15 protein-coding genes are annotated in these 17994 nt (G+C 71.9%); 5 read left to right on the forward strand and 10 right to left on the reverse strand.

The features are described from left to right. Positions 1-53 precede the first annotated feature (53 nt). The gene (locus tag OG764_RS23175; protein ID WP_328970338.1) at positions 54-1661 is read left to right on the forward strand and encodes a beta-N-acetylhexosaminidase; all 1608 of its coding nucleotides are present in this window, start codon (positions 54-56) and stop codon (positions 1659-1661) included. A 124-nt stretch (positions 1662-1785) separates the two neighbouring features. Then, positions 1786-2295, forward strand: a complete 510-nt coding sequence (locus OG764_RS23180; protein ID WP_328970339.1) for a lamin tail domain-containing protein — start codon at positions 1786-1788, stop codon at positions 2293-2295. A gap of 115 nt (positions 2296-2410) precedes the next feature. On the opposite strand, the gene OG764_RS23185 is transcribed toward OG764_RS23180, so the two are convergent. The 10 genes from OG764_RS23185 to OG764_RS23230 all read right to left on the reverse strand — a co-directional run bounded on the left by OG764_RS23185 (position 2411) and on the right by OG764_RS23230 (position 15531). After that, positions 2411-4192, reverse strand: a complete 1782-nt coding sequence (locus OG764_RS23185; RefSeq protein ID WP_328970340.1) for an IucA/IucC family protein — start codon at positions 4190-4192, stop codon at positions 2411-2413. Next, a complete protein-coding gene (locus tag OG764_RS23190; RefSeq protein ID WP_328970341.1) occupies positions 4189-4782 on the reverse strand; it encodes a GNAT family N-acetyltransferase in 594 nt (197 codons plus the stop codon). Before OG764_RS23190 ends, OG764_RS23185 begins: the two co-directional genes overlap by 4 nt. Then, positions 4779-6074, reverse strand: a complete 1296-nt coding sequence (locus OG764_RS23195) for a lysine N(6)-hydroxylase/L-ornithine N(5)-oxygenase family protein (protein ID WP_328970342.1) — start codon at positions 6072-6074, stop codon at positions 4779-4781. Before OG764_RS23195 ends, OG764_RS23190 begins: the two co-directional genes overlap by 4 nt. After that, positions 6058-7539, reverse strand: coding sequence for a pyridoxal phosphate-dependent decarboxylase family protein (locus OG764_RS23200; RefSeq protein WP_328970343.1), 1482 nt, complete (start codon positions 7537-7539; stop codon positions 6058-6060). Before OG764_RS23200 ends, OG764_RS23195 begins: the two co-directional genes overlap by 17 nt. A gap of 127 nt (positions 7540-7666) precedes the next feature. Next, entirely contained in the window at positions 7667-8584 is a 918-nt protein-coding gene (locus tag OG764_RS23205) for a siderophore-interacting protein (protein WP_328970344.1), read from the reverse strand. A 29-nt stretch (positions 8585-8613) separates the two neighbouring features. Continuing rightward, on the reverse strand, positions 8614-9654 hold the full coding sequence (locus tag OG764_RS23210) for an ABC transporter substrate-binding protein (protein ID WP_328970345.1): 1041 nt from the start codon (positions 9652-9654) through the stop codon (positions 8614-8616). A gap of 175 nt (positions 9655-9829) precedes the next feature. Further along, a complete protein-coding gene (locus OG764_RS23215; RefSeq protein ID WP_328970346.1) occupies positions 9830-10990 on the reverse strand; it encodes an acyl-CoA dehydrogenase family protein in 1161 nt (386 codons plus the stop codon). Between the two features lie 7 nt (positions 10991-10997). After that, positions 10998-11915: a hydroxymethylglutaryl-CoA lyase gene (locus OG764_RS23220; protein WP_328973133.1), complete on the reverse strand. Its 918-nt coding sequence runs from the start codon at positions 11913-11915 to the stop codon at positions 10998-11000. 11 nt (positions 11916-11926) lie between these two features. Beyond that, complete coding sequence (locus OG764_RS23225) at positions 11927-13894, reverse strand: acetyl/propionyl/methylcrotonyl-CoA carboxylase subunit alpha (RefSeq protein WP_328973134.1); 1968 nt, start codon at positions 13892-13894, stop codon at positions 11927-11929. A 20-nt stretch (positions 13895-13914) separates the two neighbouring features. Then, positions 13915-15531: a carboxyl transferase domain-containing protein gene (locus OG764_RS23230; RefSeq protein WP_328970347.1), complete on the reverse strand. Its 1617-nt coding sequence runs from the start codon at positions 15529-15531 to the stop codon at positions 13915-13917. A gap of 95 nt (positions 15532-15626) precedes the next feature. Here OG764_RS23230 and OG764_RS23235 point away from each other — a divergent pair, with 95 nt between their 5' ends. The 3 genes from OG764_RS23235 to OG764_RS23245 all read left to right on the forward strand — a co-directional run bounded on the left by OG764_RS23235 (position 15627) and on the right by OG764_RS23245 (position 17974). Next, positions 15627-16226, forward strand: a complete 600-nt coding sequence (locus tag OG764_RS23235; RefSeq protein ID WP_328970348.1) for an SACE_7040 family transcriptional regulator — start codon at positions 15627-15629, stop codon at positions 16224-16226. 124 nt (positions 16227-16350) lie between these two features. After that, positions 16351-17136 carry a phosphatase gene (locus OG764_RS23240; protein WP_328970349.1) on the forward strand — a complete coding sequence of 262 codons (786 nt, stop codon included), beginning with the start codon at positions 16351-16353 and terminating at the stop codon, positions 17134-17136. Positions 17137-17182: 46 nt separating this feature from the next. Next, positions 17183-17974, forward strand: a complete 792-nt coding sequence (locus tag OG764_RS23245) for a DUF4253 domain-containing protein (RefSeq protein WP_328970350.1) — start codon at positions 17183-17185, stop codon at positions 17972-17974. Positions 17975-17994 lie beyond the last annotated feature (20 nt).

The raw sequence follows: 17994 nt of genomic DNA on the forward strand, positions 1-17994 counted from the left end.
GTCCCCGGCCTGTTCTGATGCCGAGGCTCGCCGATTGGCCTATACCTGAGGACATGAGACTCCCCCGCTCCCTGCGGTCCGTCGGCACCCTGCTCGCCTGCGGGGCCCTCGCGGTCTCGTGCAGCGAGGCACGGAGCGCGGACACCGCCAAATCCGGCGAGCCCGCCGGACCCGCCGCGGCCCCCTCCGCGTACGAGAAGATCATTCCGGCGCCCGCGAGCACCGCCCCGGGCGGCGCCGGCTACACGCTCGGCGCACAGACGGCGATCCGCGCCACCGCCGGCTCCGCCGCGGCCAAGGGCGTCGCCGAGCTGCTCGCCGCCGCCTGGCGCCCCGCGACCGGCCTGCCGCTGCCGGTCGGCGGCACCGACGCCGGGCAGGGCACCGACGGGGTGAGGCTGCGCCTGAACCCGGACGCCGCATCGTTCGGCGAGGAGGGCTACCGGCTGTCGGTCGACGACGCCGGGGCGGTCCTGACCGCGTACCGGCCCGCCGGGCTGTTCCGCGGGGCGCAGACCCTGCGCCAGCTGCTGCCGGCGGCCGACGGGCCCTGGACGCTGGCGGGCGGCACGGTCACGGACACCCCCCGGTTCGCCTACCGCGGGGCCATGCTCGACATCGCCCGGCACTTCTTCACCGTCGACCAGGTCAAGCGGTACGTCGACCAGCTGGCCCTGTACAAGATCAACACGCTGCACCTGCACCTCACCGACGACCAGGGCTGGCGGATCGCGGTGGACTCCTGGCCGCGGCTCGTCTCGTACGGCGGAGCCTCCGAGGTGGGCGGCGGGCCCGGCGGGCACTGGACCCAGGAGCAGTACAAGGACCTGGTGGCGTACGCGGGGCGGCGCTACATCGAAGTGGTCCCGGAGATCGACATGCCGGGCCACACCAACGCGGCCCTGGCCTCGTACGCCGAACTCAACTGCAACGGCGTCGCCCCCGCCCGCTACACCGGGACCAAGGTCGGCTTCAGCTCCTTGTGCGTGCCCAAGGAGCGCACGTACGAGTTCGTCGACGACGTGCTGCGCGAGATCGCCGCGATCACCCCGGGCCGCTACCTGCACATCGGCGGCGACGAGGCGCACTCCACCGCCCACGCCGACTACACCGCCTTCATGGACCGGGCGCAGGGCCTGGTCGCGGACCGGGACAAGACGGTGATGGCCTGGCACCAGCTGACCGGCGCGAAGCCGGCTCCGGGCGCGGTGATCCAGTACTGGGGGTACGACAAGACGGCCGCGGCCGAGAAGGCCAGGGTCGCGGCCGCGGTACGGGCCGGCCACAAGGTCGTCCTGTCGCCCGCGGACCGGGTCTACCTGGACATGAAGTACGACAAGACGAGCCCGCTCGGAACCTCGTGGGCCGGATACGTGCCGGTCCGCCGCGCGTACGAATGGGATCCCGGCAGCTACCTGCCCGGGGTGCCGGAGGCCGCGGTGCTCGGCGTCGAGGCGCCCCTGTGGACCGAGACCGTCACCAACCGCAGGGAGCTGGAGTACCTGGCCTTCCCGCGGGTGATCGGGGCGGCCGAACTCGGCTGGTCGAAGGCCGCCGCGCTGGACTGGACGAAGTACCGGCTGCGGCTGGGCGCACAGGCACCCCTCCTGGAGGCACTCGGCATCCGCTACTACCGGGCGCCCGAGGTGCCCTGGGAGTAGCGGACGCGGGCGGGTGGCGACAACGGCCTGTTTGCGTCACCCAGTTGGCCTAAGTGATCATCGCATTCGTCATCCGGCACGTCCTTCCGCCGGGTGCAGGACTCGCGAAGGAAAATCACCACTCATGCGCATCACACGACCGGCCGCCCTCACCCTCGCGGCGGTCGCGCTGCTGGGCGCCCTGGGCACGGCCCCGGCGTCGGCCGCGGCCGGCGACCACGTGCACAGCGTCCACTTCGGGAAGATCTCGTTCGACAGCCCGGGCCGTGACACGAACTCGGCGCGCTCGCGCAACGGCGAGTGGATCGACATCCACAACTACACCCGCCGCACCGTCAACCTGCAGGGTTGGAGCGTGCACAACGACCAGGGCAACCAGTACACCTTCCGCTCCTACGTCCTGCGCGCGGGCGAGACCGTCCGGCTGCACACCGGCCCCGGCCGCACCACCGGGTCGGGCGGCACCAAGCTCGGCCACGTGTACTGGAACGCCTCCGGCCACCGCTGGCACAACAAGGTCACCAACGCGTTCCTCTACCGGCCGGGGGCGACCAGCTACAGCAAGTGGTGCCGCTCGGGCACCTTCTGGGGGCACCGCAGCCCCGGCAACTGCCACGAGATCCGCGTGGCCTGACCGGCGCGACACCGCCCGGTGGCGCCGATGCGGAAGGGCGGGCGCACCCCCGGGGGGTGCGCCCGCCCTGGATTTCACCGGCCGGCGAGGGCCTGGGAAGCGCCGGCCGGTGGTCTCAGCGCCGCGCGAAGGGCGCGACGGGGTTCTTGAGGGTGCCGATGAGCTGGAGCGCCGCGGCCGGGTCGGACAGGTCGACCATCTGCTTGTTGTTGCGCAGCTGGAGCCGGTTCAGGCAGGACAGCTGGAACTCCTCGGCGAAGAGGTCGTAGCGCGCGAAGCGCTCCGCGAGCTCCGGAACCGAGTCCTGGTAGGCGTGCCCGCACTCGGCCACCGCCCGCCAGAAGACGTCCTCCCCGCACACGCCCTCGGACGCGAGCACGGAGCCGAGGAAGCGGAAGAAGCAGTCGAAGACGTCCGTGAAGACGGACAGCAGCTTCATGTCCTCCGGGATGTCCGCCCGGATCCGCTCGACCGCGGGCGGCAGCACCGCGTCGGGGTCCATGACGACGATCTCCTCGGCGATGTCCTTGAAGATCGCCCGCTTCACCACGCCGCCCTCGATGACGAGGATCGTGTTCTCGCCGTGCGGCATGTAGGCGAGGTCGTACTGGTAGAAGCAGTGCAGGAGCGGCACCAGGTAGGCGCGCAGGTAGTGGCGCAGCCACTCGGCCGGGGTCAGGCCCGACTCCTCGATCAGCGCGCCGGCGAAGGACCGGCCCTCGGAGTCCACGTGCAGCAGGGCGGCCATGGTGGTCAGCCGCTCGTCGCCCTTCAGGGAGGCCACCGGCGACTCGCGCCACAGGGCGGCGAGCATCTTGCGGTACGGCGAGTACCGGTCGGTGGCCCGCTCGTACTGGCGGTGGTGGTAGCCGATCGCCGCGCGCTCGCGGATGATCGAGAAGTCGACGCTCCGGAGCACGTCGTCGCCCTCGATGAGCTGGTGCAGCCAGTCGTTGATGGCCGGGGTGGCCTCCATGTAGGCGGCCGACAGGCCCCGCATGAAGCCCATGTTGAGGACCGAGATGGCGGTCTTGACGTAGTGCTTCTCCGGTGCGCTCCGGTTGAAGAACGTACGGATCGACTGCTGTGCCAGGTACTCGTCGTCGCCCTCGCCCAGCAGCACCAGGCGACGGTTGGCGATCTCGGCGGCGAAGGTGACCGAGGTCTTGTTCCACCACTGCCAGGGGTGCACGGGCAGCAGGTGGTAGTCGGCGAGGTCGAGGCCCAGTTCGGCCAGCCGCTCGGCGAACCGGTCGAGTGCGGCGTCGCCCAGCTCGGCGCGGACGAAGCCGTCGTGGTCCAGGCCGGCGCCGGCGGTGAAGGTGGACACGTCGCGGCGGGCGGCGACCCAGACCAGGCGGACCGGGCTGGCGGCCTCGGGGGCGTACGCGCGGAACTCGTGGACGCCGAAGCCGAGGCGGCCGTTGTTGGCCACGAAGCACGGGTGGCCCTCGGTCATGCCGGTCTCGATGTCCTGGAACGAACCCTTGGCCAGGACGGCCGCCGGGGTCTGCTCCTTGGTGAGCTTGAAGGCGGTGCCGGCGAGCGTGGAGGAGATCTCCTCCAGGTAGACCGGGAGCACCTCGGGGCTCAAGCCCAGGGACTCGCGCAGCTCGATGTGGAAGTCGAGGGCGTCGAGGGGGAGGTCCGCGCCGTCGCGCCGGCGGGTGATCGAGGACTCCTCGACCGCCCAGTGGTCCAGGGCGTGCCGGGCGGCGGTGAAGGTGTACTCCACGGCGCCGTCGTCGCTCCGGACGGCGTACCGGCCCTCGCCGAGGTCCTCGGGGGTCAGCAGGCGCTCGTGGGAGAACTCGGCCAGGCCCTTGCGGACCAGGGCCCGGTTGGCGCGGTCCCACAGCTCGGGGGAGAGGTGGGCGACGGCGTCGGTGAGGTTCATATGGAGACTCCGGTGGTGCGCAGCCCGGTGGCCGCTTCGAACTGCTCGCGGGTGCAGAAGCTGAGGAGCGCGGGCTTCTCGGGCTTCTGGATCTCCCGCTCGGGGACGAAGCCGACGGCCTCGTTGAGGGCGTGGACGGCCTTGTTGGCCACGTCGGGCTCGACGACGACGCGGCGGGCCGCGGGGTCGGCGAACAGGGCCGCCATGACGGTGGTGATCACGGCGCGGGTGAAGCCGTGCAGGGGGGTGTCGGTCGGCGCGACGAGGAAGTGCATGCCGACGTCGCCGGGCTCGGGGTCGTACAGGCCGACGAGCTCCAGGTGGCGCGGGTCGTAGCTCTCCATCAGGAAGGCCGGGCGGCCGTCGTGCAGCCCGATGAACGCGTCGTGGTGCTCGTGGGTCGTGATGCGCACGTACTCGCGCTCGACGTCCGTCAGGGAGGCGCCCTGCATCATCCAGAACGCGGCCTTCGGGTCGGTCACCCAGCCGTGCAGGAGTTCCGCGTCGGAGAACGGGTCGAGGGGGCGGACGGCGAACTCGCCGAGGGCCTCGTCGGTGCGGGAGAACAGGACGTCGGTGGTGCCGGTCATGCGAGGTGGCCTTCCGGGGCTGCGAACTGCTGGAACGCGATGGACTTCTCGACCTTGTAGTACTCGCGGCCGAGGAGCTCGCCGATGATGTACGCGTTGCGGTAGGCCGCCATGCCCAGGTCGGGCGAGGTGATCGAGTGGTTGTGCACCGTGCCGTTCTGCAGGAAGACGCCGCGGCCGGTGGTGTCGATGCTGTAGTTGCGGGCGGCGTCGGGGCGGCCGTGGCCGTCGAAGTTGAGGCGGTCGCGGACCGGGTTCAGGAACTCCGGAACGGCGTACTTGTAGCCGGTGGCGAGGACCAGGCCCTCGGTGGCGAGCGAGAAGTCCCGCTCCTGCTCCTCCTGGCGCAGCCCGAGCGTGTAGGTGCCCGTGGTGGTGTCGTACGCGGCGCTGTTCAGGGACGTGTTGGTCAGCAGCGTCGTGGGGACGGCGGCGCCCTTGGCCTCGACGTTCTTCTGGTAGAGCAGGTCGAAGATCGAGTCGATCAGCTCGCCGTCGATGCCCTTGAACAGGTTCTTCTGCTGGACTTCCAGGCGGTAGCGGGTCTCCTCGGGGAGCGCGTGGAAGTAGTCCACGTACTCCGGCGAGGTCATCTCCAGCGTGAGCTTGGTGTACTCCAGCGGGAAGAACCGCGGGGAGCGGGTGATCCAGTTGAGCTGGTAGCCGTGGACGTCGATCTCGGAGAGGAGGTCGTAGTAGATCTCGGCCGCGCTCTGGCCGGACCCGACGAGGGTGATCGACTTCTTCTTCTGCAGCTCGGCCTTGTTGGGCAGGTAGGCGGAGTTGTGGGTGAAGTCGCCGCCCAGGTCGGCGCAGGCCTCGGGGATGAACGGCGGGGTGCCGGTGCCGAGGACCAGGCGGCGGGCCCGGTGGGTGACGCCCTGGTCGGTGTGGACCTCGTACAGGCCGGCCTGCTCGTCGTAGGTGACCTCGGTGACCGTGGTCGAGTGCAGGACGTTGTCCAGGCGGTCGGCGGCCCAGCGGCAGTAGTCGTTGTACTCGGCGCGCAGCGGGTAGAAGTTCTCCCGGATGTAGAAGGAGTACAGCCGGTCCTTGTCCTTCAGGTAGTTCAGGAAGGAGAAGGGCGAGGTCGGGTCGGCGAGCGTGACCAGGTCCGACATGAAGGGGGTCTGGAGGTGTGCGCCGTCCAGGAACATCCCGGCGTGCCACTCGAAGTGCGGCTTCGACTCGATGAAGAGGCCGTCGAGCTCGTCGATCGGCGCGGTCAGGCAGGCGAGCCCCAGATTGAAGGGGCCGAGGCCGATGGCGATGAAGTCACGAGGCGTGGACAAGGGATTCTCCCAGGAACTGCTCGGCGTGTGCGGCAAGAAGGTCGAGGACGGCGCTGATGTCGGCCGTCGTCGTCTGCGGGTTGAGGAGGGTGAACTTCAGGTACTGGTCGCCGTCCACCTTGGTGCCCGCGACCACGGCCTCACCCGAGGCGAACAGCGCCTTGCGGGCGTGCAGGTTGGCCTCGTCGACCAGGTCGGCGCGGACCTCGCCGGCCGGGAGGTAGCGGAAGACCAGGGTCGAGAGCTGCGGCCGGACCACGACCTCGAAGCGGGGGTCGGCGTCGATCAGGTTCCAGCCCTCGGCGGCCAGGTCGCAGACCTCGTCGAAGAGTCCGCCGACGCCGTCGGCGCCCATGACGCGCAGGGTCATCCACAGCTTGAGGGCGTCGAACCGGCGGGTGGTCTGGATGGACTTGTCGACCTGGTTCGGGATGCGCTCCTCGACCATGCGGCGGGGGTTGAGGTAGTCCGCGTGGTACGTGGCGTGCTTGAGGGTGTCGCGGTCGCGGACCAGGACGGCGCTGGAGCTGACCGGCTGGAAGAACGATTTGTGGAAGTCGACGGTGACCGAGTCGGCGTGCTCGATGCCGTCGAGGAGGTGCCGGCGGGTGGGCGAGGCCAGCAGGCCGCAGCCGTACGCGGCGTCCACGTGCATCCAGGAGGAGTGCGCGGCGACCAGGCGGGCGATCTCGGGGAGCGGGTCGATGGACCCGAAGTCGGTGGTGCCGGCGGTGGCGACGACGGCCATCGGGAACAGGCCCTCGGCCTCGCAGGCGGACAGCTCGTGGGCGAGCGCCTCGGTCCGCATGCGCTTGTTCTCGTCGACGGGGACGGTGATGACCGCCTCGTAGCCGAGTCCGAGCATCGCGGCCGACTTCTTGACGCTGAAGTGGCTGACGTCGGAGGTGAAGATGCGGAGCTTGGGGAGGACCTCCGCCTTGGTGAGCGGGAACTCGCTGTTCTTCATGACCAGCCGGCAGGCCTCGTCGCGGGCCAGCAGCAGGGCGTGGAAGTTGGACTGGCTGCCGCCGGAGGTGAACACGCCGTCGGCGCCCGGGCCGAGGCCGATCCGGCCGGTGGTCCAGTCGATGAGGCGGCGCTCCATGAGCGTGCCGCCGATCGACTGGTCCCAGGTGTCCAGCGAGGAGTTGACGGCCGACAGGACGGCCTCGCCGAGGACGGCCGGGATGACGACCGGGCAGTTGAGGTGGCCGAGGTAGCGCGGGGCGTGGAAGTAGACCGCGTCCCGCAGGTAGACCTCCTCCAGCTCGTCGAGCGCGGCGGCCGCGTCCAGCAGCGGGCTGTCGAGGTCGATGCCCGCGATGACGGGGGCGAGTTCGTCGACCGAGATGCCGGTGTGGGGCTTGTGGGTGGCGGCGATTTTCGCGGCCACGCGCTCGACGCCCTCGATGACGGAACGCCGGTAGCTGTCCGCGGTCGTGTCATTGAGCAGATGCGAACGCATCAGGAGTTCCTCCGGGCAGGGAAGAGACGGTGGGGGCGTGAGGCTTAGGTTAGCCTAACCTAAGCTCTGCTCAAAACGCAGAGGGGCCCCGGTCGGAAACCGGGGCCCCTCTGCGTGAACTGCCTTGCTAGAGCGCGGAGTCGGGGTCCTCGCTCGGAGCCTTGCCCGTGTACGCCTCCAGAAGGAGCTGCTCCTCGCTGGCGCCGAGCCGCCAGTAGCCCGTGAACCGCACCGCGCGGCGGTCGATCCCGCGCTCCTGCACGAAGTGCCGGCGGACGGCGCGTACCGTGCCCGCCTCACCGGCGATCCACGCGTACGCGCCCTCGGACGCCCGCTCCGGCGCGTCGGCGCGCAGCGCGGCCAGCACGGTGTCGGCGCGGCCGGCGCCGGACTCCGACGGCAGCACCCACGCCACGTCGGCGTCGGCCGGCGTTTCGAGCGCGATCCGGTCGTCCGCGTGCGGGACCTGGAACCAGGCCTTCACCTTCTGCCCGGCAGGCAGCCGCTCCAGGATGGCCGCGGCGGCCGGCAGGGCCGTCTCGTCCGCGTACATGAAGAGGGTGTCCGCGGCCGGGTCCGGCTGGAAGCGGACGGACTTGTTCTCCGCCACGGCCGGCCCGATCGCCATGATCCGGCTGCCGGCCCGGGCGCGGCCCGCCCAGTGGGAGGCGGGCGAGGCGTCGCCGTGCAGGACGAAGTCGATGTCCACCTCGTCCGCGCCCTCGGCCGTGCGGCGCTGCTCGCGCACGGTGTACGAGCGCATCACCGGCCGCTCCTCCTCGGGCATCTCCCGCCAGGCGCCGAACCAGGTGTCCTCGTCCGTGGACAGGAGCACGGTGTGCTCCTGGTGCGGCAGCGGCAGGAACAGCGACAGGCTCTGGTCGTACCCGCCGGAGCGGAACTCCCGGAGGGACTCCCCGCCGAACGTGACGCGCAGGAACGAGTGCCCGATGCGGCGCGTGCGCAGGACGTCGAAGGTGAAGAACCGGAAGTGCGCGACGGCCGGGGTGTCGCCCGTGTCGGCCGTGTCGGTCGTGACGGTCATGGTGGAGATTCCCCCCTGGGAACGACGGGTCAGCTGACCTTCTTGGCGTTCTGGATGGCCTTGGCCAGGTCCTCCAGGATCGGGGCGCACTTCTCGTACGAGTAGATCGGCTCGGTCACGCGCGGCGTGACCTGGCCGGCCTTGACCGCGGGCAGCTGGGCCCAGGTCGGCTTCGCGGCGAGCTCCTTGGGCTGGAGGGTGCCGGTGCGGTTGTCGAGGAGGACCAGGTCGGCCTTGTACTCGTCGGCCTTCTCCCAGCTCAGGGTCTGGAAGAAGCCGCCCTCGTCCAGCTTCTTCGGGACGACGAACTCGACGCCGAGCTGCTCGAAGTACTTGAGGTCCGCGGAGGTCTTCGGGGTGGACACGTAGAACTTGTCCGCCGCGCCGGAGCCGACGAGCACCTTGATGCCCGGGTTGGCCTTGGTGGCCGCGCGGACCTTGGCGGCCGCGGCCTCGAAGCGGGCCTTGGCGTCCACCGCCTTCTTCGCGTTCAGGTCGCCGCCCAGGGCCTTGGCCAGTTCCGCGGTGCGCGCCAGCGCCTTGTCGAGGGTGGCGTCGCCGCCCACGGAGAGGGCGGCGGCCGGGGCCACCTTCAGGATCTTGGCCTTGGACTCCTCCGGGACGTACCAGTAGGTGCCGTCCCAGGTGTTGGTGACCAGCAGGTCCGGGCGCAGGGCCGCGTACTTCTCGACGTTGAACTCGCCCCAGACGTTGCCGAGGATCTCGACCTTGGAGATGTCCAGGGAGCCGGCCTGCACGTCGGGCTTGCCGTCCGCGGTCTTGGTCGGGCCGAAGACGCCCTTGACCTGGACCCCGTAGTCGTACAGCGCGGCGGCGGTGCCGGTGAACGCGACGATGTTCTTCGGCGCGGTCTTGAGGCTGATGTCCTTGCCGAGGTCGTCCTTGAAGGTGAAGGGGCCTGAGGCCGCGGCGCCCTTGCCCGCGCCGCCCGTCTCTTCCTTCGCCGAGTCGGAGCCGCCGCCGCACGCGGCGAGGGTCGCGACGAGGGCGAGGGCTCCGCCGGCGGCGATGACGCCGCGGCGGGAGAGCGGGGTACGGGACTTGGACATGGCGATGACCGCTTTCGTGCGTGTGAGGCGGCCTGATGGCCGGTTCCAGACGCAGGTTAGCCTAACCTTCGCTCTTTCGGGTAAGGGGGCCCTAAGTTTTCTGCGCGGGGAACGCGAAAGCGGCCCGCGGGGGACGCGGGCCGCTTCCGGGACGTGCGAGCGGGCGGGCCTGGGGTCAGGCGCCGAAGCCCAGCTCACGGGCGATCAGCATGCGCTGCACCTCGCTCGTGCCCTCGCCGATTTCGAGGATCTTCGAGTCCCGCCACATGCGGGCGACCGGGTACTCGTTCATGAACCCGTACCCGCCGTGGATCTGGGTGGCCTCACGGGCGTTGTCGACGGCGACCGTCGAGGAGTACAGCTTCGCGAGCGCCGCCTCCTTCTTGAAGGGCTCGCCGTGCACCAGGCGGGAGGCCGCGTCGCGCCAGCCGAGCCGCGCCATGTGCGCCCGCATCTCCATGTCGGCCAGCTTGAACTGGATGGCCTGGTTGTCGCCGATCGGACGGCCGAACGCCTCGCGCTCCTTGGCGTACTTCACGGACTCGTCCACGCAGCCCTGCGCGAGACCGGTGGCCAGCGCGGAGATGGCGATCCGGCCCTCGTCGAGGATCCGCAGGAACTGGGCGTAGCCGCGGCCCTCCGCGCCGACCAGGTTGGCCAGCGGCACACGGACGTTGTCGAAGGACAGTTCGCGGGTGTCCGAGGAGTTCCAGCCGACCTTCGAGTACGGGGCGGCCACCGTGAAGCCGGGGGTCCCGGACGGCACGATGATGGAGGAGATCTCCGGACGCCCGTCCGCCTTGCGGCCGGTGACGGCGGTGACCGTGACCAGGCCGGTGATGTCGGTGCCGGAGTTGGTGATGAAGCACTTCGAGCCGTTGATCACCCACTCGTCGCCGTCCTTGACGGCGGTGGTGCGGGTGCCGCCCGCGTCGGAACCCGCGCCCGGCTCGGTCAGGCCGAACGCACCGAGCACCTCGCCCGAGCAGAGCTTCGGCAGCCACTGCTGCTTCTGCTCCTCGGTGCCGTACAGGTACAGGGGCATGGCGCCCAGCGAGACGCCGGCCTCCAGGGTGATGGCGACCGAGGAGTCGACGCGCGCCAGCTCCTCCAGGGCGATGCCGAGCGCCAGGTAGTCGCCGCCCATGCCGCCGTACTCCTCGGGGAACGGCAGCCCGAACAGGCCCATGCGGCCCATCTCGGCGACGATCTCGTACGGGAACTCGTGCCGCTCGTACAGGTCGCCGATCTTCGGCGCGACGACGTCGTGCGCGAACGCCTCGACGGTGCGCCGGAGTTCCTCGTGCTCGGGGGAGAGCCGGTGGTCGAGGGTCATGTCTCTACTACTCCTTGTGGGAGAGGGCGCGGACGGTACGGGAGGGGCTGGGACGCCCCAGCTGCTCGGCCATCCACACGCTCGTGGCGGTGAGGGCGTTCAGGTCGACCCCGGTCTCGATGCCGAGGCCGTCGAGCATCCACACCAGGTCCTCGGTGGCGAGGTTCCCGGTGGCGCTCTTCGCGTACGGGCAGCCGCCCAGGCCGCCCGCGGACGCGTCGACGGTGGTGACCCCGTGCTGGAGGGCGGCGAGGGTGTTGGCGAGGGCCTGGCCGTAGGTGTCGTGGAAGTGCACGCCGATCCGGTCGGTGCCCACGCCCTCCTCGTTGAGCCCGGAGAGCAGGGCCCGGACGTGGCCGGGCGTGGCCGTGCCGATGGTGTCGCCGAGGCTCAGCTCGTCGCAGCCGAGGTCGAGCAGCGCCTTGGCCACCCGGACCACCTGGGCCACGGGGACGGCCCCTTCCCAGGGGTCGCCGAAGCACATCGACAGGTAGCCGCGGACGTGCATCTTCGCGTCCCTGGCACGGGCGACGACCGGCTCGAACATGGCGAGCGACTCGTCGACGGTGCGGTTCAGGTTGCGGGCGGCGAACGTCTCGGTGGCCGAGCCGAACACGGCGATCCGGCGCACGCCCTGCTCCACGGCCCGGTCCAGGCCGCGCTCGTTGGGCACGAGGACCGGCAGGTCGGCGCGTACGTCGGCGATCAGCGGCAGCAGCTGCTCGGCGTCGGCCAGCTGCGGCACCCAGCGCGGGTGCACGAAGCTGGTGGCCTCGATGGTGGTGAGCCCCGCGGCGGCGAGCCGGTGGATGAACTCCGCCTTCACCTCGACGGGGACCGTGGACTTCTCGTTCTGCAGGCCGTCGCGGGCGCCGACCTCGTGGATGCGGACCCGGGCCGGCAGTCCCGGCGCCGGCACGGTCATGGGCAGGCCGCTCACTTCGACTCCTCCTCGTCGGCGTCGTGCGGGGTGACGACGGCGAGCACCTGGTCCATGGCCACGGTGGTGCCGGGGGTCACGTCGAGCTCGGTGACGGTGCCGGCGTGCGGGGCGGAGATGACGTGCTCCATCTTCATGGCCTCGACGACCAGCAGGCTCTGGCCCTTGGCCACCTCCTCCCCGACGGACACCTTCACCACCGTGACGGTGCCGGGCATCGGAGCCGCGAGGGTGTCGGCGCCGCCGTGCCGGGCACCGCCGAGGCTCGCCGCGACCGGGTCGTGGTCCTGGACGTGCCAGGTGTCCCCGTCCCGGCCGAGCCAGACCCCCTCGGCGCTGCGGACGTACGTGAAGGTGTGCACGACGCCGGCCACGGTGACCGAGACCCGGTCGCCCGCCACCCGGTGCCGGGTGCGCTCCTGGGCCTCGTACCGCACCGGATCCTGGCCGGACAGGCGGAACCAGTGGGCGAGCGGGGCCGGGGTGCCGCCCAGGCGCCAGCCGCTCGGGACGTCGAACGGGTCGGTCCAGCCGCCGGTCCGGGCCGGGGCCATGGCGTGCTCGCGGACCGCCGCGGCCGCCTCGAACACCTCGGCCGGCACCCCGTCGGGGAGCAGCCCGTCGATCTCGCGCTCCACGAGGCCGGTGTCCAGGTCGCCGGAGACCACGTCGGGGTGGTCCAGCAGGCGGCGCAGGAAGCCGGTGTTGGTCGCCACGCCCAGCACGGTGTTCCGCGCGAGGGCGGCCCGCAGGGTGCGCAGCGCCGAGGCCCGGTCCGGGCCCCACGCGATCACCTTGGAGAGCATCGGGTCGTAGGTGCTGCCGACCTCGGAGCCCGCGCTCAGGCCGGAGTCCGTACGGACCGAGGGGCCGGTGGGCTCGTCGAGGGCCAGGACCGTGCCGCCGGACGGCAGGAAGCCGCGGGCCGGGTCCTCCGCGCAGATCCGGGCCTCGACCGCGTGCCCGTTCAGCACGATGTCCGCCTGGGTGACGGGCAGTTCGCCGCCCGCCGCGACCCGCAGCTGGAGCTCCACCAGGTCCAGTCCGGTCACCAGCTCGGTCACCGGGTGCTCGACCTGGAGGCGGGTGTTCATCTCCATGAAGTAGTACGAGGAGGGGTCGCCGCCGGGGACGATGAACTCCACGGTGCCCGCGCCGACATAGCCGCAGGAACGTGCCGCCTGAACGGCCGCCGCGCCCATCGCCTCGCGGATCTCCGGGGTGAGCAGGACGCTGGGCGCCTCCTCGATGATCTTCTGGTGGCGGCGCTGGAGGGAGCACTCGCGCTCGCCGAGGTGCACGACGTTCCCGTGGGAGTCGGCCAGCACCTGGATCTCGATGTGCCGCGGCCGGTCGACCCAACGCTCCACGAGCAGGGTGTCGTCGCCGAACGAGGACCGGGCCTCGCGGCGGGCCGCCGCGATCTCCTCGGCGAGCACGCCCGCCTCGCGCACCAGCCGCATGCCCTTGCCGCCGCCGCCCGCCGAGGGCTTGAGCAGGACCGGCATGCCGATCTCGGCCGCGGCCGCGGCCAGTTCGGCGTCGGACAGGCCGCTGCCGGAGGAGCCGGGGACCACGGGCACGCCCGCCGCCTTCACCGTCTCCTTCGCCCGGATCTTGTCGCCCATCAGGGAGATCGCCGAGGCGGGCGGGCCGATGAAGACCAGGCCGGCGGCCTCGCAGGCGGCCGCGAAGGCCGCGTTCTCCGCGAGGAAGCCGTATCCGGGGTGGACCGCCTGGGCGCCGGTGCGGGCGGCGGCCTCCAGCAGCCGCTCGACCGACAGGTAGCTCTCCGCGGCCGCCGCCGGGCCGATCCGGACCGCGGTGTCCGCTTCCCGTACGTGCCGGGCGTCGGCGTCGGCGTCGCTGAACACGGCCACCGAACGCACCCCCAGCTCGCGCAGGGTGCGGATCACACGGACCGCGATCTCGCCCCGGTTCGCCACCAGGACCGTGCTGAACATCGAAGACATGAAAAGGGTCCTCACATGCGGAAGATGCCGAAGGCCGGATCGCCCAGCGGGGCGTTGCCGCAGGCCGTCAGGGCCAGGCCCAGCACCTGCCGGGTTTCCAGGGGGTCGATCACACCGTCGTCCCACAGCCGGGCGGTGGCGTAGTAGGCGCTGCCCTGCTGGTCGTACTGGGAGCGGACCGGGTCCTTGAAGGCCTCCTCGTCGTCCTGCGACCAGTACTCGCCGCGGGCCTCCAGCTGGTCGCGCTTGACCGTCGCCAGCACCGAGGCGGCCTGCTCGCCGCCCATCACGGAGATCTTGGCGTTCGGCCACATCCACAGGAACCGCGGTGAATAGGCGCGCCCGCACATCGAGTAGTTGCCCGCGCCGTAGGAACCGCCCACGACCACGGTCAGCTTGGGGACGCGGGTGCAGGCCACGGCCGTCACCATCTTCGCGCCGTGCTTGGCGATGCCGCCGGCCTCGTAGTCCCGGCCGACCATGAAGCCGGAGATGTTCTGGAGGAACACCAGGGGGATGCCGCGCTGGTCGCACAGCTCGATGAAGTGGGCGCCCTTCTGGGCGGATTCGGAGAACAGGATGCCGTTGTTGGCGACGATGCCGACCGGGTGGCCGTGGATCCGGGCGAAGCCGGTCACCAGCGTCTGGCCGTACTCGGACTTGAACTCCTGGAAGCGCGAGCCGTCCACGATCCGGGCGATGATCTCGCGGGCGTCGTACGGCGTACGGGAGTCCACCGGCACCGCGCCGTACAGCCCCGCCGGGTCCGCCTTGGGCTCCTCGGGCGTCTCGACCGACCACGGCAGCGGGCCGCGGGCGGGGAGGGTGGCCACGATGTTGCGGACGATCCGCAGCGCGTGCGCGTCGTCCTCCGCGAGGTGGTCGGTGACGCCGGAGGTCCGGGAGTGCACCTCGCCGCCGCCGAGCTCCTCGGCGGTCACCACTTCGCCGGTGGCGGCCTTCACCAGCGGCGGCCCGCCAAGGAAGATCGTGCCCTGGTTGCGGACGATGACGGCCTCGTCGCTCATCGCCGGGACGTACGCGCCGCCGGCCGTGCAGGAGCCGAGGACGGCCGCGATCTGCGGGATGCCCGCGCCCGACATGCGGGCCTGGTTGTAGAAGATCCGGCCGAAGTGCTCGCGGTCCGGGAACACCTCGTCCTGCATGGGCAGGAAGGCGCCGCCCGAGTCGACCAGGTAGAGGCAGGGCAGCCGGTTCTCCAGCGCCACCTCCTGGGCGCGCAGGTGCTTCTTGACCGTCATCGGGTAGTACGTGCCGCCCTTGACGGTGGCGTCGTTGGCCACGATCACGCACTCGCGGCCGCTGACCCGGCCGATGCCCGCGATCACGCCGGCGGCCGGGGCCGCGCCCCCGTACATGCCGTCGGCGGCCAGCGGAGCCAGCTCCAGGAACGGCGACCCGGGGTCGAGGAGCGTGTCGACGCGGTCGCGGGGGAGGAGCTTCCCGCGTGCGGTGTGCCGGGCGCGGGCCTTCTCGCCGCCGCCCTCGCGGGCGGCCTCCAGCCGGGCCCGCAGCCCGTCCGCGAGCTCCTGGTGGGCGGTCTCGTTCGCCTGCCAGGCCGCGGAGGCCGGGTCCGCGGCGCTCGTCAGCACTGGTGCCTGCTGCATCCCCAGAGCTCCCTTGCTCGGTTCATGCGGTTAATGAGCGTTAACGCTGGCATTAGGTTAACGAGCGCTAACAGCCCTGTCTAGAATGAATTCCCATGAGCACCACCAGAGCCGCCGCGCCCACCCGCCGCGAGCAGATCCTCAGGGAGGCTGCCCGCCTCTTCGCCGAGCGCGGGTTCCACGGCGTGGGCGTGGACGAGATAGGGGCCGCGGTCGGCATCAGCGGTCCCGGCCTCTACCGGCACTTCGCGGGCAAGGACGCCATGCTGGCCGAGCTGCTCGTCGGCATCAGCGAGCGGCTGCTGACCGGTGGCCGCTACCGGGTCGCCGAGGCCGCGGGCGACCCGGTCGCCGTGCTCGCCTCGCTCATCGACGGGCACATCGACTTCGCGCTCGACGACCGGCCCCTGATCACCCTGCACGACCGCGAACTGGACCGGCTCCGCGACGAGGACCGCAAGCTGGTGCGCCAGCTCCAGCGGCAGTACGTCGAGCTGTGGGTGGACGTCGTACGGCAGCTGCACCCGGCGGCGCCCGAGTCCGAGGCCCGGTCCGCCGTGCACGCCGTCTTCGGGCTGCTGAACTCGACCCCGCACCTCGGGGCCGCGCCCGGGGCCGGGCTGCCGGGGCGGGACGCGGCCGAGGGGCTGCTGCGCCGCCTGGCGCACGGGGCCTTCGGCGCGCTCTCCGACTGACCGGCCCGCTGACCGCCCTGCCGTCCGGCCCGTCGAGCGGCCGGACGGCGGGCGGTGGCGGGCGGCTGTCCGACCGGCGGAACGGATCGCCCGCCTCCGCGCGGACGGCGGCAGAATGGGCGCCATGCCGATACCCAGCCGCGCCGCCCTGATCGAGCACCTCGTCCGCACGCGCATCGCCGGCGATGTCGCGACCCCGCGGGAAAACAACCTGAGCCACTACCGCAAGCTCGCCAACGGCGACCGCCACTACTGGCTGGGCCTGGAGCTGGGCGACCGCTGGGCCGACGAGCAGGACGTGCTCGCCGTCATGGCCGAACGCTGCGGGGTCATCGACGACCCGGCGTTCCGGTTCGGCCAGGACACCATCGACCCCGAGCTGACCGTGGACGGCCTGGAGCGGATGGCGGCCCGGCTGCGCAAGGCGGCCGTGGACCGCCAGTCCGTCCTGCTGGCCACCGGGCACCCCGGCGGCCTGCTCGACGTCCACCGGGCCACCGCGGCGGCGCTGCGGGCGGCCGGCTGCGAGATCGTGGTGATCCCGCCCGGCCTGCACGCCGACGAGGGCTCCGTCTGGCAGTTCGCGGACGTGGCCGTCCAGGAGCGCGGCGCGACCCTGTGGCACACCCATTCGCCGTATCCGATGGCCGCGATCCTCGACGGCCTCGCCGCGGCCGGCCGGCCGCAGCCCGACCTGGTGGTCGCCGACCACGGCTGGGCGGGCTGCGCGGCGCAGCGCGGCCTGGACGCCGTCGGCTACGCGGACTCCAACGACCCGGCGCTCTTCCTCGGCGAGCACGAGGGCACCGTCGAGGTGGTCGTCCCCCTCGACGACCACGTCCGGGACCCGCGTTTCTACGACCCGATGGTGGCGTACCTGCTCGCCGCGGCGGGCCTGCCGCAGGGCTGAGCCGGCCCGAACGGCGTTGTCAGTGCCGGGGGTTAGGTTCGGCCGCATGACGACGCCTGGCACGCCTTCGTTCCCCCTGTCCGAACTCCCTGCGGGCACCCTGATCGGGCCCGCCGGACGCCCCCTGATGTGGGTCGGCGACGCGCCGGCCGGACCCGGCGACTGGGCGCGGTACGGGGAGCCGGCGCGGTCCGCCGGGCTGCTTCCGGTGCTGCTCGCCGACGACGGCCCGTGGGGGCCGGGGTGGTGGACGCACGAGGAGTCGTTCCGTCCCGGCCGGATGTCCGCCCCCGACGACCACCACGCCGAGGTGGTGCTCCGCGAGAACTGGGCGCGGGTCGTCCCGGACGAGGAAGAGGGCGACGGCGAGGACGGCGCCGGGCTGATCGCGCCGTTCGGCCGCAGCTGGGCCGGACTCGCCGAGCCGGGCCCGGCGGGCGGCGATCCGGCGCGGGCCGCGGCCGGCGCGGCGGACGAGCTGATCGCCGAAGGCGGGCCGAAGCCGCCCCGGCTCGCCCTGGTCCCGGCCGGCCGGTCCGCCGACATACCGACGGCCGCCGGCTGGACCGGGCCCACCAACTACGAGAACGACACCGCCCTGCTGAGCGCGGTGCTGCGCTCGTGGGAGGACCGGTACGGCGCCCGCGTCGTCGCCATGGGCTTCGACTACCTGGTGCTCTCGGTCGCCGCACCGCCCCGCACCTCGGCCGGCGCCCTCGCCTTGGCCGCCGAGCACTTCGCCTTCTGCCCCGACAACATCTGGCAGGGCGCGGGCAGCATCCGCGACTACGCCCCGGAGCTGCGCGGCGCGGACGGGTGGACCTTCTGGTGGGACTGACCGGGCCGGCCCCGGCCCCT

The organism is Streptomyces sp. NBC_00239, from assembly GCF_036194065.1.
GTDB lineage: Bacteria > Actinomycetota > Actinomycetes > Streptomycetales > Streptomycetaceae > Streptomyces.

What these genes read in the sequence shown, in the direction of transcription:
- OG764_RS23175 (WP_328970338.1), top strand. Translation starts at nt 54, where the DNA reads ATGAGACTCCCCCGCTCCCTGCGGTCCGTCGGCACCCTGCTCGCCTGC.
- OG764_RS23180 (WP_328970339.1), top strand. Translation starts at nt 1,786, where the DNA reads ATGCGCATCACACGACCGGCCGCCCTCACCCTCGCGGCGGTCGCGCTG.
- OG764_RS23185 (WP_328970340.1), bottom strand. Translation starts at nt 4,192, where the DNA reads ATGAACCTCACCGACGCCGTCGCCCACCTCTCCCCCGAGCTGTGGGAC.
- OG764_RS23190 (WP_328970341.1), bottom strand. Translation starts at nt 4,782, where the DNA reads ATGACCGGCACCACCGACGTCCTGTTCTCCCGCACCGACGAGGCCCTC.
- OG764_RS23200 (WP_328970343.1), bottom strand. Translation starts at nt 7,539, where the DNA reads ATGCGTTCGCATCTGCTCAATGACACGACCGCGGACAGCTACCGGCGT.
- OG764_RS23205 (WP_328970344.1), bottom strand. Translation starts at nt 8,584, where the DNA reads ATGACCGTCACGACCGACACGGCCGACACGGGCGACACCCCGGCCGTC.
- OG764_RS23210 (WP_328970345.1), bottom strand. Translation starts at nt 9,654, where the DNA reads ATGTCCAAGTCCCGTACCCCGCTCTCCCGCCGCGGCGTCATCGCCGCC.
- OG764_RS23215 (WP_328970346.1), bottom strand. Translation starts at nt 10,990, where the DNA reads ATGACCCTCGACCACCGGCTCTCCCCCGAGCACGAGGAACTCCGGCGC.
- OG764_RS23220 (WP_328973133.1), bottom strand. Translation starts at nt 11,915, where the DNA reads ATGACCGTGCCGGCGCCGGGACTGCCGGCCCGGGTCCGCATCCACGAG.
- OG764_RS23225 (WP_328973134.1), bottom strand. Translation starts at nt 13,894, where the DNA reads ATGTTCAGCACGGTCCTGGTGGCGAACCGGGGCGAGATCGCGGTCCGT.
- OG764_RS23230 (WP_328970347.1), bottom strand. Translation starts at nt 15,531, where the DNA reads ATGCAGCAGGCACCAGTGCTGACGAGCGCCGCGGACCCGGCCTCCGCG.
- OG764_RS23235 (WP_328970348.1), top strand. Translation starts at nt 15,627, where the DNA reads ATGAGCACCACCAGAGCCGCCGCGCCCACCCGCCGCGAGCAGATCCTC.
- OG764_RS23240 (WP_328970349.1), top strand. Translation starts at nt 16,351, where the DNA reads ATGCCGATACCCAGCCGCGCCGCCCTGATCGAGCACCTCGTCCGCACG.
- OG764_RS23245 (WP_328970350.1), top strand. Translation starts at nt 17,183, where the DNA reads ATGACGACGCCTGGCACGCCTTCGTTCCCCCTGTCCGAACTCCCTGCG.